The 25046-nt window shown below is 74.5% G+C and carries 22 protein-coding genes; 11 read left to right on the top strand and 11 right to left on the bottom strand.

Annotated features, from left to right (window positions below; genetic code table 11):
- Positions 1 to 35 precede the first annotated feature (35 nt).
- Positions 36 to 1841 carry a 2-oxoglutarate dehydrogenase, E2 component, dihydrolipoamide succinyltransferase gene (gene sucB / locus KPF22_RS12435; protein ID WP_224402126.1) on the bottom strand — a complete coding sequence of 602 codons (1806 nt, stop codon included), beginning with the start codon at positions 1839 to 1841 and terminating at the stop codon, positions 36 to 38.
- Between the two features lie 53 nt (positions 1842 to 1894).
- Complete coding sequence (gene lpdA / locus KPF22_RS12440) at positions 1895 to 3286, bottom strand: dihydrolipoyl dehydrogenase (protein ID WP_224402127.1); 1392 nt, start codon at positions 3284 to 3286, stop codon at positions 1895 to 1897.
- 201 nt (positions 3287 to 3487) lie between these two features.
- Here lpdA and KPF22_RS12445 point away from each other — a divergent pair, with 201 nt between their 5' ends.
- A complete protein-coding gene (locus tag KPF22_RS12445) occupies positions 3488 to 3895 on the top strand; it encodes an oxidoreductase (protein ID WP_208822343.1) in 408 nt (135 codons plus the stop codon).
- Between the two features lie 9 nt (positions 3896 to 3904).
- Here the strand turns inward: KPF22_RS12445 and KPF22_RS12450 are convergent, their stop codons facing one another.
- On the bottom strand, positions 3905 to 4753 hold the full coding sequence (locus KPF22_RS12450) for an SDR family oxidoreductase (RefSeq protein WP_208822341.1): 849 nt from the start codon (positions 4751 to 4753) through the stop codon (positions 3905 to 3907).
- An 80-nt stretch (positions 4754 to 4833) separates the two neighbouring features.
- Here KPF22_RS12450 and KPF22_RS12455 point away from each other — a divergent pair, with 80 nt between their 5' ends.
- Positions 4834 to 5406 carry a hypothetical protein gene (locus KPF22_RS12455; RefSeq protein WP_202968194.1) on the top strand — a complete coding sequence of 191 codons (573 nt, stop codon included), beginning with the start codon at positions 4834 to 4836 and terminating at the stop codon, positions 5404 to 5406.
- A gap of 7 nt (positions 5407 to 5413) precedes the next feature.
- On the opposite strand, the gene KPF22_RS12460 is transcribed toward KPF22_RS12455, so the two are convergent.
- Complete coding sequence (locus KPF22_RS12460) at positions 5414 to 6922, bottom strand: leucyl aminopeptidase (RefSeq protein WP_374107489.1); 1509 nt, start codon at positions 6920 to 6922, stop codon at positions 5414 to 5416.
- A gap of 216 nt (positions 6923 to 7138) precedes the next feature.
- On the opposite strand from KPF22_RS12460, the gene KPF22_RS12465 reads away from it, so the two are divergent.
- The 3 genes from KPF22_RS12465 (at position 7139) to KPF22_RS12475 (ending at position 10829) form a co-directional block, all read left to right on the top strand.
- Complete coding sequence (locus KPF22_RS12465) at positions 7139 to 8497, top strand: hypothetical protein (protein ID WP_224402129.1); 1359 nt, start codon at positions 7139 to 7141, stop codon at positions 8495 to 8497.
- A gap of 19 nt (positions 8498 to 8516) precedes the next feature.
- Positions 8517 to 9644: a glycine cleavage system aminomethyltransferase GcvT gene (gene gcvT, locus KPF22_RS12470; RefSeq protein WP_208822337.1), complete on the top strand. Its 1128-nt coding sequence runs from the start codon at positions 8517 to 8519 to the stop codon at positions 9642 to 9644.
- A gap of 63 nt (positions 9645 to 9707) precedes the next feature.
- Positions 9708 to 10829 carry a branched-chain amino acid aminotransferase gene (locus tag KPF22_RS12475; protein ID WP_208822335.1) on the top strand — a complete coding sequence of 374 codons (1122 nt, stop codon included), beginning with the start codon at positions 9708 to 9710 and terminating at the stop codon, positions 10827 to 10829.
- 75 nt (positions 10830 to 10904) lie between these two features.
- Here KPF22_RS12475 and KPF22_RS12480 read toward each other — a convergent pair whose 3' ends face one another.
- The 3 genes from KPF22_RS12480 to KPF22_RS12490 form a co-directional block, all read right to left on the bottom strand.
- Positions 10905 to 11801, bottom strand: a complete 897-nt coding sequence (locus tag KPF22_RS12480; protein WP_224402130.1) for an endonuclease domain-containing protein — start codon at positions 11799 to 11801, stop codon at positions 10905 to 10907.
- A gap of 189 nt (positions 11802 to 11990) precedes the next feature.
- Positions 11991 to 12866: an adenosylcobinamide-GDP ribazoletransferase gene (locus KPF22_RS12485; RefSeq protein WP_224402131.1), complete on the bottom strand. Its 876-nt coding sequence runs from the start codon at positions 12864 to 12866 to the stop codon at positions 11991 to 11993.
- The gene (locus tag KPF22_RS12490; RefSeq protein WP_308010378.1) at positions 12863 to 14818 is read right to left on the bottom strand and encodes a bifunctional adenosylcobinamide kinase/adenosylcobinamide-phosphate guanylyltransferase; all 1956 of its coding nucleotides are present in this window, start codon (positions 14816 to 14818) and stop codon (positions 12863 to 12865) included. The genes KPF22_RS12485 and KPF22_RS12490 overlap by 4 nt, the downstream gene beginning before the upstream one ends.
- A gap of 42 nt (positions 14819 to 14860) precedes the next feature.
- Here KPF22_RS12490 and KPF22_RS12500 point away from each other — a divergent pair, with 42 nt between their 5' ends.
- Complete coding sequence (locus KPF22_RS12500; RefSeq protein ID WP_208822328.1) at positions 14861 to 15475, top strand: VOC family protein; 615 nt, start codon at positions 14861 to 14863, stop codon at positions 15473 to 15475.
- 24 nt (positions 15476 to 15499) lie between these two features.
- Here the strand turns inward: KPF22_RS12500 and KPF22_RS12505 are convergent, their stop codons facing one another.
- Positions 15500 to 16165 carry a DUF3043 domain-containing protein gene (locus tag KPF22_RS12505; RefSeq protein WP_073574146.1) on the bottom strand — a complete coding sequence of 222 codons (666 nt, stop codon included), beginning with the start codon at positions 16163 to 16165 and terminating at the stop codon, positions 15500 to 15502.
- A gap of 38 nt (positions 16166 to 16203) precedes the next feature.
- Between KPF22_RS12505 and KPF22_RS12510 the strand changes: the two genes are divergently transcribed.
- The 3 genes from KPF22_RS12510 (at position 16204) to KPF22_RS12520 (ending at position 18876) form a co-directional block, all read left to right on the top strand.
- Positions 16204 to 17319, top strand: coding sequence for a glycerate kinase (locus KPF22_RS12510; RefSeq protein WP_224402132.1), 1116 nt, complete (start codon positions 16204 to 16206; stop codon positions 17317 to 17319).
- A 125-nt stretch (positions 17320 to 17444) separates the two neighbouring features.
- Positions 17445 to 17816 carry an iron-sulfur cluster assembly accessory protein gene (locus KPF22_RS12515; protein ID WP_062395963.1) on the top strand — a complete coding sequence of 124 codons (372 nt, stop codon included), beginning with the start codon at positions 17445 to 17447 and terminating at the stop codon, positions 17814 to 17816.
- 124 nt (positions 17817 to 17940) lie between these two features.
- Positions 17941 to 18876, top strand: coding sequence for a carbohydrate kinase family protein (locus KPF22_RS12520; RefSeq protein WP_208822411.1), 936 nt, complete (start codon positions 17941 to 17943; stop codon positions 18874 to 18876).
- Positions 18877 to 18943: 67 nt separating this feature from the next.
- Here KPF22_RS12520 and asnB read toward each other — a convergent pair whose 3' ends face one another.
- Positions 18944 to 20890, bottom strand: coding sequence for an asparagine synthase (glutamine-hydrolyzing) (gene asnB, locus KPF22_RS12525; RefSeq protein WP_043282739.1), 1947 nt, complete (start codon positions 20888 to 20890; stop codon positions 18944 to 18946).
- Between the two features lie 294 nt (positions 20891 to 21184).
- On the opposite strand from asnB, the gene KPF22_RS12530 reads away from it, so the two are divergent.
- Both KPF22_RS12530 and KPF22_RS12535 read left to right on the top strand, forming a co-directional pair.
- Positions 21185 to 22135, top strand: coding sequence for a cytochrome c oxidase subunit II (locus KPF22_RS12530; protein ID WP_062395962.1), 951 nt, complete (start codon positions 21185 to 21187; stop codon positions 22133 to 22135).
- A 16-nt stretch (positions 22136 to 22151) separates the two neighbouring features.
- Positions 22152 to 22550 carry a cytochrome c oxidase subunit 4 gene (locus KPF22_RS12535; protein WP_062395961.1) on the top strand — a complete coding sequence of 133 codons (399 nt, stop codon included), beginning with the start codon at positions 22152 to 22154 and terminating at the stop codon, positions 22548 to 22550.
- A 168-nt stretch (positions 22551 to 22718) separates the two neighbouring features.
- On the opposite strand, the gene KPF22_RS12540 is transcribed toward KPF22_RS12535, so the two are convergent.
- On the bottom strand, positions 22719 to 23678 hold the full coding sequence (locus tag KPF22_RS12540; protein WP_224402133.1) for a hypothetical protein: 960 nt from the start codon (positions 23676 to 23678) through the stop codon (positions 22719 to 22721).
- 183 nt (positions 23679 to 23861) lie between these two features.
- Positions 23862 to 25019: an acyl-CoA dehydrogenase family protein gene (locus KPF22_RS12545; protein ID WP_073574140.1), complete on the bottom strand. Its 1158-nt coding sequence runs from the start codon at positions 25017 to 25019 to the stop codon at positions 23862 to 23864.
- Positions 25020 to 25046 lie beyond the last annotated feature (27 nt).

A 25046-nucleotide genomic window follows, 5' to 3' on the forward strand; every position in this document is an offset into this window, starting at 1 on the left:
GGACCGGGACGGGCCGCCGTGTGTCGCAGGGGTGCCTACAGGCCGAGCTCGGCCTCGAAGGCGCCCTCCTCCAGCCGGGCCTTGACCGCGGACAGGAAGCGGCCGGCGTCGGCGCCGTCGACCAGGCGGTGGTCGTAGGTCATCGGCAGGAAGCAGACCGAGCGGACGGCGATGACGTCGTCGCCCTCGGGGCCGGTGACGACCTTCGGCTCCTTGGAGATCGCGCCGGTGCCCAGGATGGCGACCTGGGGCTGGTTGATGATCGGCGTGTCGAACAGCGCGCCCGCGGACCCGATGTTCGTGATCGTGAAGGTGCCGCCCGACAGCTCGTCCGGACCGATCTTGGAGTCGCGGGTGCGGGCCGCGACGTCGGCGATCTTCTTGGCGATCCCGGACAGCGACAGGTCGTCGGCGTCCTTGATCACCGGCACGAGCAGGCCGCGCGGGGTGTCCACGGCGATGCCCATGTGCACCGAGCCGTGGTAGGTGACCTGCTTGTTGTCCTCGGAGATCGAGGCGTTCAGCGACGGGAACGCCTTGAGCGCCTCGATGGTGGCCTTGGCGATGAACGCCAGGAAGGTGAGGTTGGCGCCCTCGCGACGCTTGAAGTCCTCCTTGACCCGGTTCCGCAGCTTGACGATGCGGGTGAGGTCGACCTCCTGGACGGTGGTCAGCTGCGCCGAGGTCGCGAGCGACTCGTTCATCCGCTGCGCGATGACCTGGCGCAGGCGCGGGAGCTTGACCGTGGTGCCCGGCTCCGGCGCGTTGTCCGCGCGGGTCGGGACGGCCTTCGGCTCCTGGGGCGCGCCACCGGAGGCGGGCTGCGCCGCCGGGGCGGACGGCTTCTCCTGCGCCGGGGCCTTCGCCTGCTCGGCGGCGGCGAGGACGTCCTGCTTGCGGATGCGGCCGCCGACGCCGGAGCCGGTGACCGAGTCGAGGTCGACACCGTGCTCCTGGGCCAGCTTGCGCACCAGCGGGGTCACGTAGGGCTTCTCGCCCGAACCCGAGCCCGAGCCGTTCGAGGAGGGCTCGATCCTCCCGGCGGGGGAGTCCTCGGAGCCGGCCGGGGCCTTCTCCTGCTTCTCCTCGGCCTTGGGGTGCTCGGCCTTCGGCTCCGGCTTCGGCTCGGCCTTCGGAGCCTCCTTCTTCGGCTCCTCCTTCTTCTCCGGAGCCTTCTCCTGCTTCGGCGCCTCGTCCTGCGCCGGGGCGGCGGAGCCGTCGCCGACCAGCGCGAGCTGCGCGCCGACCTCGACGGTCTCGTCCTCGGCGACGGTGTGCTCGAGCACGGTGCCCGCGACCGGCGAGGGGATCTCGGTGTCGACCTTGTCGGTGGAGACCTCGAGCAGCGGCTCGTCGACCTCGACGGCGTCGCCGACCTGCTTGAGCCAGCGGGTCACGGTGCCCTCGGTGACCGACTCGCCGAGCTCGGGCATCGTGACCGGGGTGCCGGAGCCCCCACCGGACGACGAGCCACCGGAGGACGGCTCCGGGGCCTCCTCCTCGGCCTGCTCCGGCTCGGGCTCGGGCTCCGCCTCGGTCTCCGCGGGCTCCTCGGCCTTCCCGGAGGAGCCGGAGTCGGACGAACCGGCGTCGTCGGCCTCGTCGGCGTCGCCGATGACGGCGAGCTCGCCGCCGACCTCGACCGTGTCGTCCTCGCCCGCGATGATGCGCTTCAGGACGCCCGCGGCGGGCGACGGGATCTCCGTGTCGACCTTGTCGGTCGAGACCTCGAGCAACGGCTCGTCGACCTCGACGGTGTCGCCCTCGGCCTTGAGCCAGCGGGTGACGGTGCCCTCGGTGACACTCTCGCCCAGGGCGGGCATCTCAACGGTGACGGCCATGTCGGGTGGAGCTCCTCTTGTTCCGCGTGGGTGTTCGGGTTGTGGGGCCGGGATCAGCCGTGGGTGTGCAGCGGTCTCCCGGCCAGCGCGAGGTGGGCCTCTCCGAGGGCCTCGCTCTGTGTGGGATGGGCGTGGATCAGGGCGGCGACGTCGGTGGGCAGAGCCTCCCAGTTGTAGACCAGTTGCGCCTCTCCGACGAGCTCCCCGATCCGGGAGCCCACCATGTGCACGCCGAGGACGCGTCCGCCCTGTCCGGCGGGCCCCTGGGCGACGAGCTTGACCGCCCCGGAGGTCTGCAGGATCTGCGACTTCCCGTTGCCGGCCAGGTCGTAGGTCAGGGTGTGCACCTCGCCGTGGAGGTCCCGCGCGGCCTGCTCGGTCAGCCCGACCGAGGCGACCTCGGGGTCGCAGTAGGTGACGCGCGGGATGCCGTCGTCGGTGACGGGGCGGGGCGCGAGCCCCGCGACGTCCTCGGCGACGAAGATCCCGTGGGCGAAGCCGCGGTGGGCGAGCTGCAGGCCGGGGGTGACGTCCCCGACGGCGTACACGCCGTCGAGGTTCGTGCGCAGCCGCTCGTCGACGGTCACGAAGCCGCCGTCCATCGCGACGCCGGCCTCGGCGAAGCCGTGACCGGTGGTGTTGGGGCCGCGGCCGACCGCGACCAGCAGCAGGTCGGCCTCGATCTCCTCACCGGACTCCAGCGACACGGTGACGGTGTCGCCGCTGCGGGTCGCCTTCGCGAACCGCACCCCGGTGCGGGCGGTGATCCGGCGCCGCCGGAACGCCCGGGCCAGCTGGGTGGAGCAGAACTCGTCCTCGTTCGGCACGAGCCGCGGCAGCGCCTCGACGATCGTGACCTCGGCCCCGAACGAGCGCCACACACTGGCGAACTCGACGCCGATCACGCCGCCGCCGAGCACGACGACCCGGCGCGGGGTCTCGTCGAGGGAGATCGCGGCGTCGGAGGTGACTATGCGGTCGTCCAGCTCCAGGCCGGGCAGTGACCGGGCGTAGGAGCCGGTGGCGAGGACGACGTGGCGGCCGGTGATGCGCTCGTCGCCGACCCGGACGGTGCCGGGGCCCTCCAGGATGCCCGCACCGGGCACCACGGTGATCCCGCGCGAGGCGACCAGGCCCTGCAGGCCCTTGTACAGCCGGGACACCACGCCGTCCTTGTAGGCGTTCACCCCGGCCATGTCGACGCCGTCGAACGTGGAGCGGATGCCGACCTGCGCGCCGTCGCGGGCGTGGTCGGCCACCTCGGCCGCGTGCAGCAGCGCCTTGGTGGGGATGCAGCCGCGGTGCAGGCAGGTGCCGCCGAGCTTGTCCTTCTCGACCAGCACCACCGACAGGCCCAGCTCCGCGGCCCGCAGCGCGCAGGCGTAGCCACCGGAGCCGCCGCCCAGGATCACCAGGTCGGCGGAACGAGCGCCCGGGTCGGACACCGATCAGCTCCCTCCGGGGGTCACCGCCGGTGGACCGGCTCCGCCGGACGGGACCCCGCTACGCGGCGCCCATCTTGTCATCCGGCCGCGACTGCGCCAGTGGGGTGTCGGGAGCAAATCCGTGATCCCGTTCGTTGGGCCCTCGGAGCTACCGTGTCCGGTTCGTAGGGGTGCGACCGGATCGACGAGAGGACGACGCGCATGGGTCTGCTCGACCTGTTCCGGTCACGTGGACCGTCGGGCCCCAGGTCCGGCCGGGGATCCGGCTCCGGCGGGAGGCGTGGCGCGTACGCGGAGGGGGAGGCCCACCTGCGTGAGTGGTCGGCCGCCCGGATCGGGGTCGAGGCCTTCGTCGAACCGCGCACGACCGTGACGGAGACGACGGTGGTCTTCGTCGCCCACGACGGCGAGTGGACCCGCAGGCGGGTCGCGAACCCGAACGCGGCGAAGAAGCTGGCCCGGTCGCTGCAGATGCCGATCTACGACGTGCAGCTCGTCGGGTACCCGAACCGGATGCGCGAGCACGACGCCCGTGACCGCGCCCTGCGCAAGCGCGAGCGCCGGGAGCGGATGCTGCGCGAGCTGCGGGCCGAGGACCGCGACGCCTGACCCGCCGGGTCAGGGGCGCAGCGAGCGGGCGCGCCGCTCGCCGAGCGCGCGCATCGCGGGCTCCAGGCGCAGTGCGGGCCCGGGTGCGAGCGCGGTGAGGCGCAGCAGCGCGCCCCGCCAGGCGGGCAGCGTCCGGTAGACCCGGCCGGTGCCGAACATTCCGACCAGCGCCGTCGCGACCTGCTCGGGGGTGACCAGCACCCCGGACCGCACGAGCGCCTGGCCCTGGCCGCCGGGCGTCATCGAGCGCAGCAGCTCGGTGTTCACCCCGTCCGGGCAGACCGCGTGCACCCCGATGCCCTCCCGGCGCACCTCCGAGGCCAGCGCGGACACCACGGACAGCGCGCCCGCCTTCGACGCCGCGTACACCGACAGGCCCGGAACCGGGCCGAGGCCGGACAGCGACACGGTCACGCCGATCTCGCCGCCGCGGGCGGTCCCCGCCGCCGCCTGCTCGCGGAACGCCGTCACCGCGGCCCGGGCACCCCAGATCGGGCCCAGCAGGTTGACCTCGACCAGCGCGCGGGCGCGGGCCTCGGCGATGTCGGTGACGGTGCCGTCGAAGCCGACGCCGGCGTTGCTCACCCAGGCGCCCAGCGGCGCGAGCTCGCGGGCCCGGGCCACCGCCGCCGCGGACGCGGCCGGGTCGGTCACGTCGCACACGGTGCCGGCGGCCGCCCCGATCCGGGTCGCGGTGGCCTGCGCCGCGGCCTCGTCGAGGTCGGTGACCAGCACCCGGTAGCCGCGCCCGACGAGCTCGCGGGCGATCTGCTCGCCGATGCCGCGGGCCGCGCCGGTGACCACCGCGGAACGGGGGGAGTGCGCGGGGACCTCGTGTCGACGACGCTGCCGGCTCATGGGCGGCAGTATGCCCTACCCGTGGGTAACCCCCGGTCCGGTGTCGCCGCCCGGATCCGGTCCGGCCAGACTCGGGCCCCGTGACGGCCGCGATGCACCTGCCCCGCTTCCTCGTCCGCCAGCGGATCACCCTCGGCGTGAACCGCTACGACGTGCACGCCGCGAACCCCGACGGCAGCGCGGGCGCACTCATGGCGTTCGCGCAGCAGAAGCGGTTCGCCTTCAAGGAGCAGGTGACCTTCTGGTCCGACGACAGCCGCTCCCGCGCGGTGTTCTCCTTCCGCGCCCGCCAGCGTCTCGACGTCCGCGCCGAGCACGACGTCCTCGACGAGCACGGCCGGGTGATCGGCACCTTCGGCAAGCGGTTCGGGGCGAGCCTGCTGCGCTCGACCTGGACGCTGACCGCGCCGGGCGTCGCCGCGACCGGGCGCGAGCGCAGCCTCGGCGTCGCCCTGCTGCGCCGGGTGGCCGAGAACCTGCCGCTGCCGTACCACTTCGACGTCACCGAGGACTCCGGCGGCACGCTGCTGATGAGCAGCGACCGGCGGTGGTCGCTGCGCGACTCCTACGACGTCTCCGTCCCGGACCCGCGCATCGACTTCCGCCTGGCCGCCGCCTTCGCCGTCGCGCTGGACGCGTTGCAGGACCGCTGAGCCGGGGTCAGCCGTTCGCGGCCACGTCCTCCAGGAACGCCAGCAGGGTGCGCACCGGCACCCCCGTGCCGCCCTTGGTGGTGTAGCCGCGCGGCCCGCCGGTGTTGAACGACGGCCCGGCGATGTCGATGTGCGCCCACGGCAGCCCGGCGGGCACGAACTCCTTGAGGAACACCCCGGCCAGCAGCATCCCGGCGAACCGCTGCCCGCTGACGTTGCTGATGTCGGCCACCCGCGAGTCCAGCTCGCCGCGCAGGTACTCCGGCAGCGGCATCGCCCAGGCGTCCTCGCCGGCGGCGGTGCCGTGCGCGGCGACCCGGTCGCGCAGCTCGTCCGACCCCATCACCCCGGCGGTGCGCATGCCGAGCGCGACGAGCTGGGCGCCGGTCAGCGTCGAGGTCTCCACCAGGTAGTCGGGGTCGTCCTGGGCGGCGCGGACGATCGCGTCGGCGAGGATCAGCCGTCCCTCGGCGTCGGTGTTGAGCACCTCGACGGTGGTCCCGCCGAACATGGTCAGCACGTCGCCGGGCTTGTACGCCGTCGACGACGGCATGTTCTCCGCCATCGGCACGGTCGCGGTCACCGTGACCGGCAGCTCCAGCTTCGCGGCGAGCACGACGGTCGCGACGACCGCGGCCGCCCCGCCCATGTCCGAGGTCATGTCGGCCATGCCGGCGTTGGGCTTGAGCGAGATGCCGCCGGTGTCGAAGGTGATGCCCTTGCCGACGAGCGCGACCCGCTTCGACGCGGCCGGGCCGCCGTTCCAGGTCAGGCGCACCAGCCGGGGCGGGTTCGCCGACCCCTTCCCGACGCCGGTGACGCCGCCGTAGCCGTTCTCCCGCAGCCCGGCGTCGTCGAGGACCTCGGTGACCAGCCCGGCACGCTCGCCCAGCGCCACCGCGTGCGCCGCGAAGGTCTCCGGGACCAGCACGTTCGGCGCGGTGTTGACCAGGTCCCGGGCGGTGACGACGGCCTCGGCGACGAGCGTCGCCCGCCGCACGGCCGCGTCGTCGGCGCCGGTGAACGACCAGTTGCCGACCGGCGCGGCCGCGGCGTCGGTGGAGGTCCGGTGCCGGTCGAAGCGGTAGCCGCCCAGGACGGCGCCGACGACCGCGGCCTCGGCGTCGACCGCGGACAGCGTGCTCAGCACCGAGCCGGTCCCGGCCAGCGTGCGGGCGGCGGCACCGGCGGCGCGGCGGACCGCCTCGGACGCCTTCGGTCCCTCGGCCGGGCGGCCCAGACCGACCGCGACCAGACGCGGCGCGGACAGCGCGCCGCGGGTCGGCAGCGACACGACCTGCTCGGCCTTCCCGGTCGCTCCGACGGTGGTGAGCAGCTCCAGCAGGTCCCCGGAGAACGCGGCGTCGACGCCGGCGGCGCCCGCGGCCAGCGCCGGGCCGGTCCCGTCGGCGGCGTCGGCCGCGGGGGCGTGCAGACCGACCACGACGGCGTCGACGACCGCCTCCGGCTCGGCACCGCTGTGTGCGGCGGTCTGCGGGAGGGTCGGGACGTCGATCGGCACGGGTGGCACTCCTCGGGGTCGGACGGGAACGGTGGGTATCGGACGAGTGGTTCCGGGTCGCCCGATCTCACCCTGCGTGGCCGGTGCACGCGTCCCGTGCGCCGGGTGGGTGGGGAGCCGGGTGGCGGGCGGGACGACGAGACCGGACCGAGATGGTAATGACACCCCCGCGGCGCCGCGCGGCACAGGGGTGGATGGGAAGGTGAACGGGTGCCCCGCCCCCCGTACCGGATCCCGACCGTGACCGCGGTCGTCGTCGCCCTCTCGGCGACGTTCGGTACCGGGCTGTATGCCGCGCTCGGCCCCGCGGCCGCGTCGGCGGGCACCTGGTTCCCGCTCGGGGTGCTCCTCGCCGCGCTGCTCGCGCTCGGCGTGGTCGGGTCGACCGCGCACCTGTCGCTCGCCCGCCCGGCCGGTCCGGAGCTGGCCCGCGGTGACCTGCCCGCCCCCGCTCTACGGCTCGGGGTGGTCGCGCGGGTGACCTCGCGGGCCGCCGCCGGGTCGGCCGCGGCGCTGGTGTTCGGCGCCTACGTGCTGCCCACCCAGCCGGTGACGATCGCGGTGGTGGCGGTGCTCGCCGTCGTCGCGGTGAACGCCTTCGGGGTGCGGATCTCGCCCGGTGCGGCGCGCGGGCTGGTGGTGGGCACGCTGCTCGCCCTGACCGTCGCGATCGTGGTGGGGCTGCGGTCGGACGGCCCGCACGCGGTGCTGTCCTCGGCGATGCCCGCCGCGGCCACCGGAGCCGGCATCGCCGGCGACGGCGCCGGGACGCCCGACGACCCGGCCGTCGCCACGCTGCAGGCCGCGATCGAGCCGGGCCCGCTCGGCGTGCTCGCCGCCGCCGGGTTCGTGTTCCTCGCCTTCACCGGGTTGTCCCGCGTCGCCGAGCTCGGGGGCAGCCTGCGGGACCCGGTGCGGGCGATCCGCCGGGCCCCCGCACTCGCCGTCGTGATCACGACGGTGCTGCTGCTCCTGCTGTCGGCGGCCCTGCTGCGCGGGCTCGGTGCGTCCGGGTTGGCGTCGGCGTCGGCCCCGCTGGCCGCGCTGATGGACACCAGCAGCAGCGCCCAGGTGGGGGTGCTGGTCCGGGTCGGTGCCGCCGCCGCGACGGTCGCCGCACTGCTCGGGGCGCTGTCGCGGGCGGCGGCCGGCGCCGCCCGGCTGTCCCGCGAGGGGGAGCTGCCCGCGTTCCTGGGCCGGGGCGGGTCGCGCGGCACGCCGTGGGTGGCCGACCTGACGCTGGGGGCGCTGACCCTGGCGATGACCCTGCTGCTGTCCGCGACGACCGCGATCGTCGTCACCGTCGTCGCGGCCCTGGTCCACCACGCCGTGCTGCACGCCGCGGTGCTCCGCCTGCCGGGACGCCCGGTGCGGGCGGCGGTCGTCGCCGTCGCCGGTGGGGTGGGGTGCCTGGCCGTCGCCGCGTCGATGCCGCCGTGGCCGCTGGTCGCGACGGCCGGGGCGCTCGCCGCGGGCTGGGTGCTGTGCGCCGTCACGGCGCGCTCGCGCGCCCGCACGGCGGCCGAGGAACCCGTGCGCCGCAGCGATCCCGAGGAACAGGCGGCCTGAGGCCGATAGGGTCGCGGGCGTGACCGACGAGCTCCTGCCCAGCCCGCTGCACGACCGGCACGTCGCCCTCGACGCCACCCTCGGCGAGTTCGGGGGGTGGTCGATGCCGATCTCCTACCCGGGCGGCACCGTCGCCGAGCACACGTCGGTCCGCGAGACGGCGGGCCTGTTCGACGTCAGCCACCTGGGCACCGTCCCGATCTCCGGGCCGGGCGCGGCCGCGCACCTGAACGCCTGCCTCACCAACGACCTCGGCCGGATCGGCCCGGGCCGCGCCCAGTACACCCTGGCCTGCGACGACCGCGGCGGCGTCGAGGACGACATGATCGTCTACCTGGCCGCCGACGACGACCTGCTGCTCGTCCCGAACGCCGCGAACTCCACCCGGATCGTGTCCGCGCTCGCCGCCGACGCCCCGCCCGGGGTCACGATCACCGACCGGCACCGCGAGCTCGCCGTGCTCGCCGTCCAGGGGCCCCGCTCCGCCGAGGCACTGAGCGCGGCGCTCGGTGCCGCGGGGGAGGGCGTCGCGGACCTGGACTACATGGCGTTCACCGACCTCGAGGGCGGTCTGAACGACGGCGGTGTGCGGATCTGCCGCACCGGCTACACCGGCGAGCTCGGCTACGAGGTGGTCCTCGCCGCGGAGGCCGCCCCGGCGATGTGGGACGCCCTGCTCGACGCCGTCCGCGCGGTCGGCGGCGGACCGTGCGGTCTCGCGGCGCGCGACACCCTGCGCACCGAGATGGGCTACCCGCTGCACGGCCACGAGCTGTCCACCGAGATCAGCCCGGTCCAGGCCGGGAGCAGCTGGGCGGTCGGCTGGGACAAGCCGGCGTTCTGGGGCCGCGACGCCCTGCTCGCCGAGCGCGCGGCGGGCCCGGCGCGGCGCCTGCGTGCGCTGCGGGCGACCGGGCGGGGTGTCCCGCGGGCGGGCATGACCGTCCTCGACGGCGAGGGCGGCAGCCCCGTCGGCGTCGTCACCTCTGGGACGTTCTCCCCGACGCTGCGCACCGGCGTCGCGCTGGCCCTGGTCGACACCGCGGGCGGGGTGGCCGTCGGCGACGCGTTGGTGATCGACGTCCGGGGACGTGCGCTGCCGGTGGAGGTCGTGAAGCCGCCCCTGGTGCCCTCCCACGTGCGGTGACCCGTTCCGATGGTCGGGAATCCGACTGTCTGCCGGGTGGACGCCGGGGATACCGTTCGTGTCATGAGCGCGCCGAAGTTCTCCGTGACCCGCAACCCCGCCCCGGCGTCCCCGCAGCGGCGCGCCGACGTACTGGCCGCCCCCGGCTTCGGGCGGTACATGACCGACCACATGGTGACGATCCGGTGGACCGCCGGGACCGGCTGGCACGACCCGGCGGTCGTGCCCTACGGCCCGATGACGCTGGACCCGTCCTCGATGGTTCTGCACTACGGGCAGGAGATCTTCGAGGGGCTCAAGGCCTACCGCCAGCCCGACGGCTCGATCGCGTCGTTCCGGCCCGACGCCAACGCCGCCCGGTTCGCCGGCTCCGCGCGTCGGCTCGCGATGGCCGAGCTCCCCGAGGACCTCTTCCTCGCCTCGCTGTCCGAGCTCCTCGCGGTCGACTCCGAGTGGGTGCCCGAGGCCGGCGGCGAGGACTCGCTCTACCTGCGGCCCTTCATGATCGCGACCGAGGTCGGGCTGGGGGTGCGGCCGTCGTCGGAGTACCTGTACTCGGTCATCGCCTCGCCGGCCGGGCCGTACTTCGCCGGCGGGGTCAAGCCGATGGACGTGTGGCTGGAGACGGAGTACACGCGCGCCGCGCTCGGCGGCACCGGCACCGCCAAGTGCGGCGGGAACTACGCGGCGTCGCTGCTGCCGCAGTCGGTCGGCGCCCAGCACGGCTGCGCCCAGGTCGCCTACCTCGACGCCGAGGAGCGCCAGTGGATCGACGAGATGGGCTCGAACAACCTGTTCTTCGTCTTCCGCTCCGACGACGGCTCGGTCGAGGTCGCGACGCCGGACCTGCGCGGCTCGGTGCTCGCCGGCATCACCCGGGACTCGCTGATCACGGTGGCGAAGGACCTCGGGATCTCCGTGGTCGAGCGCCGCATCTCCGGCCAGGAGTGGCTCGGCGGCGCCGCGAGCGGCGTGCTGACCGAGGTGTTCGGCTGCGGCACCGCCGCGGTGATCACCCCGATCGGGACGGTCAAGCACAGCGGCGGCGAGGTGACCGTCGGCAACGGTCAGCCCGGCCCGGTCACCCTGCAGCTGCGTGAGGCGCTGACCGCGATCCAGCGCGGCGCGGCCCCGGACCCGCACGGCTGGATGCACACCCTGGTGCCGGCCCCCGCGTCGGTCTGAGCCGTCCCCACCGCATGATCACCGGCTGTGGAGTCCTGCGCCCGCCCGGCGGGCGTTCCGCTCCACAACCGGTGATCACCGGCGCAGGGCCCGCCGGATCGCGGCGAGGGTGCCCTCCGGTGCGTCGTGCACGTCGTGCCAGGTGAAGCGCAACAGCGTCCACCCCTGTGCGACGAGCGCGTTCCCCTTCGCCCGGTCGGCCCGGAAGCGGTCGGGGTCGGTGTGCCAGGCCCACCCGTCCAGCTCGATGGCCACCCGCTCGGCGGGGAAGGCCAGATCGATCTCGCGTCCGCCGCCCACGGGCAGCCCGCGGACGATGCCGCCGATCCCGGCGGCCCGCAGCAGCCGCAGCAGCATCCGTTCCAGCTCCGAGTCCGCGCGGTCGAGCGCGGCCACCAGCAGCCGGTGCGCCGCGGCCATGCCGTGCGCGCCCGTGTTGCGGCAGTAGGCCTCGTGCAGCAGCGCCGGGTGCACGACGCGGCGCTGCAGGACCCGGTCGAGGAACGCGGCCCCGTCGGGCAGCACGGCGCAGGTCTCCAGCACCGTCAGGTGCTCGGCGGTGACGGCGACCCCCCGGATCCAGGTCCGGTCGGGACCGGGCACGTCGCGCCGCCGCAGCGCGATGCCGCCGGGCGCGAGCCGCCGGGCGCAGCGGGGGAGCGTCACCCCGACGTCGCGGGGGCACCGGTCGGTCATCCCGCTCCAGCATGCGGCGGCCGGCCCGTGGACCAGCCCGGAGGGCCCGGCCCAGAGCGCCGCGGCCCGGACGCGCATCGCCGCGGTCGGGACGCGGGTCGCCTCGGCGAGGACGCCCGGGTGCAGGTCGACCCACTCGCCGCGGACCACCCGTCGCCGGACGGCCTGGCGGGACAGCCCGGTGGCCCGGGCCTGGGCCATGGACAGGACCCCGTCCTGGGCGAGCAGCAGGTCACGTAGCGGGACCGGCGGACGGACGGGGGAGGGTGGCGGCATCGGTGCAGGGTGTCGGGTCCCGCTGGCGAGCGGTCCCGATCCCGCGCACCCCGTCGCAGGTGCGAATCCCGTCCATGATCACCGGTTGTGGAGTCCTGCGCCCGTCTCGCGAACGGAACGCTCCACAACCGGTGATCTCGGGGGCCACCCGACCTGCCCGGCCGGATCACACCCCGCGGACCACCCGGGTCACCCGGTGAGCGCGGCCGCCAGGACGACGAGGACCGCGGTGCCGCCGAGCTCGCAGGCCGCACCCAGGACGTCGCCGCTCATCCCGCCGAAGCGTCGCCGGGTGTGCCGGGCCAGGCCCACCACGAGCACCGCCGCGAGCAGCACCGCCCCGGCGACGGCGAGCACCACACCGACCGCGCCGAGCGTCCCGGCCCCGGCCGTGCCCGCCGCCAGGACGGCGGTGTCCCGCTGCGGCTCGACGGTGACGACCAGCGCGGCGGCCGCGGCCGCCGCCAGACCGACCCACCACAGCGGCGCCACCCACACCGGCTGCGACCCGGCGACCGTCGCGCCCAGACCACCCGGGCGCGCGGCGGGCGTCCCGCGGCGCGCGACCCAGCAGAACCCGGCCCGCCCGGTCGCCGCGGCCAGCGCGCAGACGACGAGCACGACCGCGGGCGGCGCGGACGCCAGCTGCGCGAGGGCGGCGGCGCGGGCGCCCAGCACCACCAGCAGCGTGACGACGGCGAACGGTCCGGCCCCGCCGTCGGCCATGATCCGCAGTGCCCGCTCCGGCGGGCCGTAGCTGCCCAGGCCGTCGGCGGTGTCGGCGATGCCGTCGACGTGCATCCCGCGCGTCGCGAGTGCGCCCGCCCCGACCGTCAGCAGGCCCGCGACCAGCGGGGACACCCCGGCGGCGGCCAGACCGGTGAGCAGTGCCCCGCCTGCGACGCCGAACCCGGCGCCGACCAGCGGCGCCCAGCGCAGGGCGGCCGCGGCGACGCCGTCGGGCAGCGCGCCGTCGTCGGAGGTGCGGACCCGGGCGGGCACGACGGTCAGCCAGCTGACCGCCAGCGCGAGCCCCGCGAGGGGACCGGGCCGGGGTCCGCTCACCGGCCGGCGCCGGCAGGCGCCGTCACGTCACCCGGGACGACGCCGGTGTCCTGCGCGGTCCCGGTCCCGGCGAGCAGCCGCGCCGCGGTGACCACCAGCGGCAGCGCCGTCACCGCGGCGGTGCCGTCCTCGGTGCGCACCGCCAGGTCCAGCAGCGGCACCAGCGACAGGTGCTCCAGGACGAGCGTCGCGGCCGGTTCGGTCGACGGCTGCGCGGCGACCCACCAGTCCTTCGCGCCGGGGGCCAGCTCGTCGGCGAGCAGGGCCGCCGCGCCGACGGCCAGACCGTCGAGCACCGCGGGCACCTTGCGCTCCGCGGCCCGGGCGAGGAACCCGGCGAGCACGATCAGGTCCGTGCCGCCGACGGTGCGCAGCAGCGCCAGCGGGTCGCGCAGGTGCGGACGGGCCCGGCGCAGCGCGTCACGGATCGCGACGGCCTTGCGCATCCAGGCGCGGTCGTCGATCCCCGAGGCCCGCCCCACGACGGCGACGGGCTCGGCCCCGGTCACGGCCGCGACGAGCGTCGCGGCGGGGGTCGTCACGCCGACGGCGAGCGTCGCGGGGATCAGCAGGTCCGCGCCGGCGTCGATCTCGGCGTCGGCCAGCCGCCGCCCGGTCAGCCACGCCGCGGTGGCGCGCTCACCGTCCAGGGCGTCCTCGCGGTCGATCCGGCCGGTGCCGTGCGCGACGAGCCAGCCCGGCTCGGCGCCGTCGGCCCCGGACACGAGCCCGACGTCGACGACCCGCACGGTCGCCCCGGCGGCCCGCGCGGCGACGGTGACCGGCAGCCGTCCGGCCGCGGCGGCGGTGGCGCGCACCGCGGAGACCTGCGGCGGGTAGGCCGAGACGCCGTTCCCGGCGATGCCGTGGTCGGCGGCGAGCAGCACCACCCGGGCGCGCACGGGCGCCTGCGGGGGACAGGTGCCCTGGCAGGACGCCAGCCACACGCCCAGCTCGCCGAGCCTGCCGAGCCCGCCCGTGGGCATCGCGAGCTCCTCGACCAGGGCGACGGCCGCACGGCGGCTGCGGGAGTCCGGCCGTCCGACGGTGACCGGGACGATCTCCACGTCGGACTCGGTGACCGAGGCGGGGGTCGTCGCGGCTCCGGCGACGGCGCCCGCGGCCGCCCCGGTCGCGGGGCGGACCGCACCCGGGACCCCGGCGGGAGTGCCCGCGACGTCGCCGTCGGGGTCGGCGACGTCGGTGCCGACGGGCCCGCCGGCTCCGGCAGCCGGGACACCGGTCCCCTCGGGAGCCGCGGACCCGCCGGCGGAGCCGGGCGCGCCTGCTTCCGCGGCGTCGAGCACGGAGGCGGGGCCCGCCACGACGGGACCGGCGGGTGTTCCCGCGGCCGACGCCGTGGGGACGGGTGTCGGGGCGACACCGGTCCCCGGTTCGGTGACGGCGGCGGCGGGCAGGGTGAGCGCCCGCCCCGCCACCACCAGCACGACGTCGTCGCACACCCGCGCGACGGCGGCGTTCAGCTCACCCAGCCGGTCCCGGAACAGCCGCCCGGCGCGGGTGTCCGGCACGACCCCCAGCCCGGTCTCGGCGGAGACCAGCACCAGCGGTCCCGGTGCGACGGCGACCGCGGCGACCAGGCCGTCGACGGCGGCGTCGACCGTGGCGGGCACGACCGGGGCGTCCCAGGCGCCGGCGTCGTCGAGGACCCCGGTCAGCCAGGTCGCCAGGTCGTCGACCAGCACCGGGCCGGGCCGGGCGAGTGCGGCGGACAGCTCGGTGCCGCCGACCTCCTCGGTGGTCCAGTGGGCGGGACGCCGGGCGGTGTGCGCGGCGATGCGCGCGTCCCAGTCGGTGTCGCCGGGGATCCGCCGGCCGGTCGCGAGGTAGCGGACCGCCGCGTCGTCGCCGAGCAGTTCCTCGGCGTGCCGCGACTTGCCGGAGCGCGTGCCCCCGAGCACGAGCGTCCGCAGTTCGACGGGAGGAGTCACGCCGCACATCGTGTCCTACCGGTCCCCGGTAGCGTCGCGAAGGTGCTCGATCATCTGGTCCTGGCCACCCCCGACGTCGACGACACCGCCGCTGACCTGGCCGGACGTCATCTCCACACGCTCGAGGGCGGGCCGCACGTCGGTGTCGGCACCCGCAACCGGCTGGCCGGGATCGGGCCGGGCCGGTACCTGGAGGTGGTCGGCCCCGACCCCGCGCAGGACGAGCCGGACGCACCGCGCCCGTTCCGGATCGACACCCTGACCGCACCCGCGCTGGTGACCTGGGCGGTGCGTGTCGACGACCTCGACGCCGCGCTCGAGGCGGCCCGCGCCGCCGGGCACGACCCGGGACCCGCCCGGGACATGTCCCGCAGGCGCCCGGACGGCACGCTGCTCGCGTGGCGGCTCGCGTTCCCGCCCGACGACGCGGGCGGGGTGCTGCCGTTCCTCATCGACTGGGGCGCCACCCGGCACCCGTCGTCGGACCTGCCGGTCCCGGCGAGCCTGCGCACGCTGCGCCTGACCCACCCCGATCCGGAGCGGGTGACCGCACTGCTCGACGCGGTCGGTGCGGGTGGGGAGGCCGAGGTCGTCGCGGGGGAGTCGCCGTCGCTGCAGGCCGTGCTGGACCTGCCCGGCGGGCCGCTCGTGCTCTGAGCGCAGGGGCCCGCCGGGACGGTGTCAGACCGTGTCGCCGCGCTTGACGCGCGGCTTGGGAACCCGCATGCGGCGCGGCTGGGTGGCGCGGGAGAACGCGTACCACCCGGTGCCGAGGCCCTTGATCTCCTCGTCGGGGAACTTCGCGCGGGCCTTCTTCAGGACCTGCATGCCCAGCAGCGTGCCCTCGACGACCATCACGATCAGCATCAGGAACGTGAACAGCGTGACGTACTGCTGGATCACCGGGTTCTGGATCAGCGCGGCGACCAGCACGAGCGCGGCCAGCGGCAGGAACAGCCCGATGACGTGCGGGCGCGAGTCGACGATGTCGCGCACGTACGCCCGCACCTTGCCGCGGTCGCGGGGGAGCAGCACGCGGTCGTCGCCGGCGTCCATCCGCTTGCGGCGCTCCAGCGCCTTCGCCCGGCGCTCGTCCTTCGACGGCCGGGTGGCGCGGGCCAGCTTCGCGGCCTCCCGCTGGGTACGCGGCGGGGGCGGCGCGGGACCGCGCCGCCTGCCCTCGGCGTCACGGCGCTTCGGTGTCGCCCGGCCCTTGCCGGGGGTGGTGTGGGGACGCGAGCGGGTCGCGCCCTCGTCCTCCGTCTCCGCAGCGTCCGTGCCCGCCGGGGACTCGACGGCCGTCTGACCGGCCTGGTCGGAGCTCTCGGAGCGGCGCAGGAACCTCACAGGTGTCCACAATACGGGCCGCCGCTAGCCTGCCCCGCATGCGCATCGTGGTGGCTCCCGACTCCTTCGGCGGAACCCTCAGCGCACGGGAGGCGGCCGAGGCGATCGCCGCGGGCTGGCGGCGCGGCGTGCCCGGCGCCGACGTCGCGATCGTCCCCCTCGCCGACGGGGGCACCGGCTTCGCGGAGGTGCTGCACACCGCGCTCGGCGGGACCGTGCACGAGCTGGAGGTCACCGGCCCGCTCGGTGATCCGGTGACCGGGTCCTGGCTGCGCGTCGGCGACACGGCCTACCTGGAGTGCGCCTCGGCGTGCGGGCTGCACCACGTCCCGCGCGAGGACCGGGTCCCCGGGGTCGCCCGCACCGCGACGACGTCCGGGGTGGGGGAGCTGCTCGCCGCCGCCCGCGACGCCGGCGTCACGACCGCCGTCGTGGGGCTCGGCGGGTCCGCCACCACCGACGGCGGCGCCGGTCTGCTGGCCGCGCTCGGCGCCGTCCCCGTCGACGACGACGGCCTCCCGCTCCCGCCCGGCGGCGCGGCACTGGACTGCTGCACCCGTCTCGACGGGGCCCCCGACCTGGGCGGGATGACGCTGGTCGCGGCGAGCGACGTCGACAACCCGCTGCTCGGACCGCACGGCGCCGCCGCCGTGTTCGGCCCGCAGAAGGGCGCCGACGACGCCGCCGTCACCGAGCTGGACGCCGCGCTGACCGTGTTCGCCGGGGTCCTCGCCGACCTGGCCGGGCGCGAGGTGCGCGATCTGCCCTCGGCCGGCGCCGCGGGTGGTCTCGGCGCCGCGCTGCTCGCCCTCGGGGCGCGGGTCGAGTCCGGTGCCGGGCTGGTCCGCGGCCTGGTCGGGCTCGACGCCGAGCTGGACGCCGCCGACGTCGCCGTCACCGGGGAGGGCAGCTTCGACTGGCAGTCGCTGCGCGGGAAGCTCGTCACCGCCGTCGCCCGGGGCGCGGCCGACCGCGGGACGCCGTGCGTGGTGCTGGCCGGTCAGGTCAGCGTGGGCCGCCGGGAGGCCGCGGCGGCCGGGGTCGACGCGGCGTTCGGGGTCGCGGAGGAGTTCGGCCTGGAGGCCTCGATGGCGGACCCGGCCGGGACACTCGCCGACCTGGCGGAACGTGTCGCACCGCGCTGGAGCCGGTGAGCCCCGTCACCCGCCCGTCGGCGATTCGCACGGTCTCCGCACGGATGCGGACCGGCCCGACGTCGTACTATGGATTCCGACGCCCGGTGGGAACAGGGCGGACCACGCACGTTGTTGGGAGAGTCATGACCGTTGACAACACCTTGGACGCGGGCGCGACCACGGAGCAGACGCACGGCGTGGAGCTGACCGACTCCGCTGCCGTCAAGGCGCGCACCCTGCTCGAGCAGGAGGGCCGCGACGACATGCACCTGCGCATCGCCGTGCAGCCCGGTGGCTGTGCCGGCCTGCGCTACCAGCTCTTCTTCGACGACCGGTCGCTCGACGGTGACCTCTTCCGTGACTTCCACGGTCTCAAGGTCGGCGTCGACCGGATGAGCGCCCCGTACCTGCAGGGCGCCACGATCGACTTCGTCGACACCATCGAGAAGCAGGGCTTCACGATCGACAACCCGAACGCGGGCGGCTCCTGCGCCTGTGGCGACAGCTTCAACTGACGTCGCACAGCAGTACCTCCGAAGGGCCCCGCCGGTGATCTCCGGCGGGGCCCTTCGCCGTGGGTGACGTAGGGTCCCCCGTGTGCCTATTGCCGTGACGGGTTCGATCGCCTCCGACAACCTCATGCATTTCCCGGGGAAGTTCTCCGAGCAGATCCTCGCCGACCAGCTGGACCGGATCTCGGTCAGCTTCCTGGTCGACGACCTGACGGTCCGCCGGGGCGGCGTGGCCGGCAACATCGCCTTCGCGCTCGGTGTGCTCGGCCAGAACCCGGTGCTGATCGGCGCCGTCGGCGCCGACTTCGCCGAGTACAAGCAGGTCCTCGACGACCTGGGTGTCGACACCTCCGGGGTGCACACCCACGACGACGTCCACACCGCCCGCTTCGTCTGCACCACCGACGACGACATGCGCCAGATCGCGTCCTTCTACACCGGCGCCATGGCCAAGTCGAAGGAGATCGAGCTCGCCCCGATCGCCGAGCGCGTCGGCGGGTTCGACCTGGTGCTCATCGGCGCCAGCGACCCCGAGGCGATGCTGCGCCACACCGACGAGTGCCGCACCCAGGGCTACCCCTTCCTCGCCGACCCCTCCCAGCAGCTCGCCCGGATGGAGGGCCCCGAGGTCCGCCGCCTCATCGAGGGCGCGACGTACCTGGTCACCAACGACTACGAGTACGAGCTGCTGCTCAAGAAGACCGGCTGGAGCGCCGAGGAGGTCGACGCGAAGGTCGGCACCCGGATCACCACCTTCGGCGAGAAGGGCGCGGTGATCGTGGAGTCCGACGGCACCGAGACCCGCGTCGACGTCGTCCCACCGACCGAGCAGGTCGATCCGACCGGCGTCGGCGACGCCTGGCGCGCCGGGTTCCTCACCGCCCTCAACGGCGGCCTGTCGGTCGAGCGCTCGGCGCAGCTGGGAGCGCTCATCGCGACCTACGTGCTGGAGTCCGACGGCCCGCAGGAGTGGACCTGGGACCGCGACGCCGCGCTGACCCGCCTCGCCGACGCGTTCGGCGAGGCCGCGGCCGACGAGCTGCGCGCCGTCCTGCCCGCCTGACCCCCTCCGGACGCCGACGGGCCGGCACCCCTCAGGGGTGCCGGCCCGTCCGTCGTGCGGGGACCGCTCAGATCTTGACCGGGTAGGTCGGGGTCGGGACCTCCGGCACGATCCGCTTCTCGACGAAGATCCCGTGCCACAGCAGGAAGACCAGCACCGCCCAGATCCGGCGGGAGTGGTCGACCGGGCCCTCGCGGTGCGCGTCGAGCATGCGGTGCACGGCCTGCAGGTCGATCAGGTGCCCGGCCCCGGAGTTCTGCAGGATGTCGCGTGCCCAGGCGTACATCTCGTCGCGCAGCCAGTGCCGGATCGGCACCGGGAAGCCGAGCTTCGGCCGGTTGAGCACGTGCGGCGGGATGATGCCCTCGCAGGCCCGGCGCAGCGCGTACTTCGTCGTGCCGTTCGAGCCGTGGGTGATCTTCTGCGACTGCGGCAGCGACGAGGCGATGTCGAAGACCTCGGGGTCGAGGAACGGCACCCGCAGCTCCAGCGAGTGCGCCATCGTCATCTTGTCGGCCTTGACCAGGATGTCGCCGCGCAGCCAGGTGAACAGGTCCACGTGCTGCATCCGGGCGACCGGGTCCCAGTCGTGGCTGGCGAAGTAGTGCGGCGCCGTCACGTCCTGGTGCGACACCCGCGGGTCGTAGCCGCGCAGGACCTCGTGGAGCTGGTCGTCGCGGAAGATGCGGGCGTTGCCGTAGTAGCGCTGCTCCATCGACAGCGACCCGCGGCGCAGCAGGTCCTTGCCCCGCATGCCCTCGGGCATCTTGCGCGACGCCCGGCGCATGAGCGGCTTGAGCGTGCCGGGGACCTTCTCGAACGGCGACAGCGACAGCGGCTCGCGGTAGATCGAGTACCCGCCGAACAGCTCGTCGGCGCCCTCGCCGGACAGCACGACCTTGACGTGCTGGCGGGCCTCGCGGGCGATGAACCACAGCGGGACCAGCGCCGGGTCGGCGACCGGGTCGTCGAGGTACCAGATGATGAGCGGCAGGGCCTCCATCATCTCGTCCGGCTTGACGGTGCGGACCACGTGCCGCACGCCGATCGCGGCGGCGGACTCCGCGGCCACGTCGACCTCGGAGTAGCCCTCCCGCTCGAACCCGGTGGTGAAGGTGATCAGGTTCGGGTTGTGCTCCTTGGCGAGCGCCGCGATCGCGGTGGAGTCGATCCCGCCGGACAGGAACGCGCCGACGGTGACGTCGGCCCGCATGTGCTTGGCGACCGAGTCGCGCAGCACGTCGGCGATCTCGCCGTGCACGATCGCCTCCGCCTCGGCGCTGGCCGGGGCGTGGCTGGGCAGCGAGATGAACTTCGGCGCGAAGTAGCGCTGGTGCAGCGGCTCCTCGCCGGGGCGCACGGTGACGTGCGTGCCGGACTCGACACGCGAGATCATCCGGTGCAGCGACATCGGCTCGGGCACGTACTGCAGGGTCAGGTAGTGCTGCAGCGCGGCCGGCTCCAGGTCCAGCCCGATCTCCAGCTCACCGGCCAGCGACAGCAGCGACTTCTTCTCGCTGGCGAACGCGGTGCCGACCGGGGTGGTGGCCAGGAACAGCGGCTTGATGCCGAACGGGTCGCGGGCCAGGAACAGCTCGCGCTCCACGACGTCCCAGATGGCGAAGGCGAACATGCCGCGCAGGCGCTGCACGGCGTCGGGGCCCCAGTAGTGGAACGCCGCGACGATGACCTCGCCGTCGCCGTCGGTGGCGAACGCCGCGTCGTAGGTCTCGATCAGCTCCTCACGGAGCTCGAGGTAGTTGTAGATCTCGCCGTTGAAGACGATGGTGTAGCGGGTGTCCTCGCCCGGCACCGGCCCCCAGTGCAGGGGTTGGTGGGAATGGTCCACGTCGATGATCGACAACCGGTTGAACCCGAGGACGAGGTCGTGGTCGTTCCACGTCTCGCTCTCGTCGGGTCCCCGATGCCGCGCACAGCGCAGCCCGTCGGCGATCGGGTCGACCCGGGTCGCGGCGTCCGCCCCGGCGGTCAGCAATCCCAGCAGTCCGCACACACCGATCAGTATGCCGAGTCAGCCGGACGGGTCTCGCGCGCCCCGGTGCGAAACGGTCTTCCCGCTGCGAGACTGCCTGTTTCCCCTGCGGCGGTGACGACGTTCACGCCCTGTCCGGGAACCCCCGGGGGGCGCGGCCCGACCGGGGTTCGTCTAGGCTCTACGCGAGGTCGAAGACGGTGCTCCATACGGGTGGCACATGATCCCCTTCGACCGCGGTGTCGTGACGGCGGAGCAAGGAAGAACGTGCTGGCAGTGCGGCGTACGCAGGAGACGACAGGAAGGCGGCGTGCAGTGGCCCGAACCGAAGGCCGCTCCCGGATCGCCCGGGCGGCGAAGGTGGCCGTGGTCGGCCTGCTGGCGACTCCGGCTCTGGCCGGTTGCTCGGTCCAGGAGGTCATCCGGTTCGGGTGGCCCGAGGGGGTGACCCCCGAAGCCGAGTCGATGCGCAACCTGTGGACCTGGTCCGCGATCGCGGCGCTGGTCGTCGGTGTCATCACCTGGGGCGCCATGTTCTGGGCGATGATCCTGCACCGGAAGCGCAAGGACGACGACGGCTCGCTGCCGCGCCAGACGCAGTACAACCTGCCGGTCGAGCTCGTCTTCACGGCGATCCCCACCGTCATCGTGGCCGTGCTCTTCGGCTTCACGGTGAACGTGCAGAACTACATCGACAAGGAGAACCCGACCGCGGGCGGCCCGGCCGACCTGCGGGTCGACATCGTCGGGTTCCAGTGGAACTGGGAGTTCTCCTACCCCGACGAGGCCGGCCAGGGCGGACGCCCGGTGAGCACGCTGGGGACGAGCGACACGATCCCGATCATGGTCCTCCCGACCGACCGGTCGATCCAGTTCACGCAGCGCTCGCCCGACGTGATCCACTCGTTCTACGTGCCGGAGTTCCTCTTCAAGCGCGACGTCTTCCCGTTCCCGGAGCGGAACGAGCAGGACAACACCTACATCATCGACCGGATCGACCGTGAGGGTGCGTTCGTCGGTCGCTGCGCCGAGCTGTGCGGCACGTACCACTCGCAGATGAACTTCGAGGTGCGTGCCCTGGAGCCCGCGCTGTTCGACCGGTACATCCAGCTCCGCAAGGAGACCAACCCGCAGACCGGGCAGGCCTACTCGACCGGCGAGGCGCTGCAGGCGCTGAACTGCGGCGAGTGGTGCGCGCCGGAGGCGATCAGCACGCAGCCGTTCTCGACCGACCGCGGCCAGCTGGCCGCGCAGGTCACGGGCTGAGGGAGGACGCGCACCCATGAAGATCGAGTCCCGGCTCTTCGAGATCGTCACCGGCTTCTTCATCCTGGCCGCGCTGGCGTACATGTTCATCGCCGGTGAGGTCGTCGGCGTGACCGCGCTGTGGCTGACCGCCGGTCTGTCGCTGATCGTCGGCACGTACTTCCGGTTCGTCTCCCGCCGCCTCGAGGAGCGCCCCGAGGACAACCCCGAGGCCGAGGTCTCCGACGGTGCCGGCGAGGTGGGCTTCTTCTCCGCCGGCAGCTACTGGCCGCTGGGCCTGGCCGCCGCGGCCGCCTTCGCCGCCCTGGGTGTGGCCTTCTGGTACGCCTGGATGATCGTCATCGGCATGACGCTGGTGCTGATCGCCGTCGGCGGCCTGGTGTTCGAGTACCACCGGGGCCCCGCCGCCCACTGATCGACCGCAGCCCACGACGGCCCCGCCCGGGATCCCCGGGCGGGGCCGTCGTCGTCCCAGCTGCTGCCTCTCACGTCCGCGGCTCCCCCGGCCTGCCCCCAGGGGAACTCTCGTGGCTCAGAGCGCTACGAGAGTTCCCCTGGGGACACCCCTGGGTCGCCCCGCGGCTCAGGCGGCGTCGTCGAGGTGGACGACGTCGGGACGGGGCTGGGCGAGAGCGCGGGCGTGACATCGGCGTAGCTCGTCGACGATCTCGGTCGGTCGTCGTCGCAGGTCCGAGGGCAGCGTCTGCACCACGACGACACCGTGCCTGCTGAGGGCGGCCCGCCTGCGCACGGTGCGGGCGTAGTCCTCCGGGGAGAGGTGGAACTCGATTGAGTCGATCTCCCAGGCGAGGCCCGCGTCCGGCCACCAGAAGTCGACGACGGCGATCAGGACGCCACGCCGGTCGGTCAGCCGGACGTTGGACCGCGGCACCGGCAGTCCGCTGCGGAGCACCAGCTTCCGCGCCCTGGCCTCGGCCACGGAGCGCACTCCCGCGGTCATCTCGCCGAGGACCGCCCGGGGCAGGGCGACTCCCCGGCTGCTGCAGACAGCCAGCTCCTCCCGGAGCTCGTCGATCGTGCCGTGCCCGTGTTGCAGGAGATCGGCGAACAGGTCCCGTACGAAGTCGCGATCGCGGGAGCACCGAGCCGCGTCGACTGCCGCGCGCACCACCGGTGCGACCGGGTGCCGGCGTGCTCCCGGGACCGGCAGACGCCGCGTCCGTTCCGTCCGCAACACCGACCACCTTCCGCGGCGACGGTCGTGCGGGACGAGCACGTGCACCGGGCCGTGGGGCGACGGCGCGGTACGCACACCGTGCAGGTGCAAGGCGTCGAGCCCGGTCAGCATCGCGTCCGGCCCGGCGACGATCAGGGCTGCCCGCTGCCGGTCGTCTCGGACCACGGAGCCGTTGGACAGCTTGACGACCCCGGGACAGAGACTGCGCCACGGCCCGCCCGGCCGGCAGCGGCGGGCGATCGTCCTGCGGTCCAGGCCCAGCCTCTCGAGCTCACGGACCGGGACGACGGGTTCGCGGAGCTCGGACAGGACCTCAGCGGGTGAGGGGGCGCTGCGTCGGGGCACCCGACCAGCGTGCCCCGTCCGGCCCCGCAACCGGGACGACTTCCTCCCCTGTGGACAACCATCCTTGCGCCGCTCCCGCCCGGACTGCCCCGAGTGTCACTTTCGTGGCTTAGAGCGCTACGAGAGTGACTCTGGGAGCTACCCGGAGGGCGGGGCGGGGGCGGTGTGGGGCGCGGGGCGCGGTCAGCCCCGGGCGGCGCGGCCGAGCGCGTCGCGGGCGATGATGACCTGCTGGATCTGGCTGGTGCCCTCGTAGATCCGGAAGAGCCGGGCGTCGCGGTAGAACCGTTCGACGGCGACGCCGCGCATGTAGCCCGCCCCGCCGTGCACCTGCACCGCGCGGTCGGCGACCCGGCCCACCATCTCCGAGCAGAAGTACTTCGCGGCGGCGGGCCCGGAGACCATGTCGGTGCCGTCGTCGAAGCTGCGGGCGGCGTCGAGGACCAGGCCGCGGCCCGCGCGGGCGTCGGTCACCGAGTCCGCGACCAGGCCCTGGACCAGCTGGAACCGGGCGATCGGCTTGCCGCCCTGCTCACGGGTGCGGGCGAACTCGACGGTCTCGTGGACCAGCCGGTCGGCCATCCCGACGCAGACCGCGCCGATGTGCAGCCGGCCGTGGGCGAGGCACTTCGCGGCGACGAGGAAGCCCTTGTCGATGCCCTCCTCGCCGCCGACGACGTTCTCGAACGGGACGCGGACGTCGTCGAGGTACACGTCGGCGGTCCAGGCGCCGAACTGGCCCATCTTGTGGTCCTTCGGCCCGACCGAGAGACCGGGGGTGCCCTTCGGGACGAGGAAGGTGGAGATGCCGCGGTTGCCGGGGGCGTCCGGGTCGGTCCGCGCGAACACCATGATCACGTCGGCGACGGGGGAGTTGGTGATGTAGCGCTTGGAGCCGTTGAGGACCCAGCCGTCGCCGTCGCGGACGGCCCGGGTGGTCAGCGAGGAGGGGTCGGAGCCGGCGTCGGCCTCCGTCAGCCCGAACGAGGCGGTGACCTCGCCGGAGGCGAGCCGGGGCAGCCACTGCTTCTTCTGCTCCTCGGTGCCGCCCTCCAGCAGCACGTGCCCGGCGATGCCGTTGTTGGTGCCGAACAGCGAACGCAGCGCGGGGGTCGTCCAGCCGAGCTCGAACGCGAGGCGGACCTCCTGCGAGGCGGTCAGGCCGAGGCCGCCGTACTGCTCGGGGATGGTGAAGCCGTAGAGGCCCATCTCCTTGCACTGGGCGACGATGCGCTCGGGGACGGCGTCCTCGGCGTCGATCCGCTCCTCCTGCGGCACCACCTCGGTGCGGATGAAGTCACGGACGGAGTCCAGGACGTCGGTGAGGTCGGCGGGGTCCACGGGCACACCTTCTCGCGTCGTCGCGTC

Origin of the sequence: Pseudonocardia sp. ICBG1034 (genome assembly GCF_020131375.1) — a bacterium.
Classification (GTDB): Bacteria; Actinomycetota; Actinomycetes; order Mycobacteriales; family Pseudonocardiaceae; genus Pseudonocardia; species Pseudonocardia alni.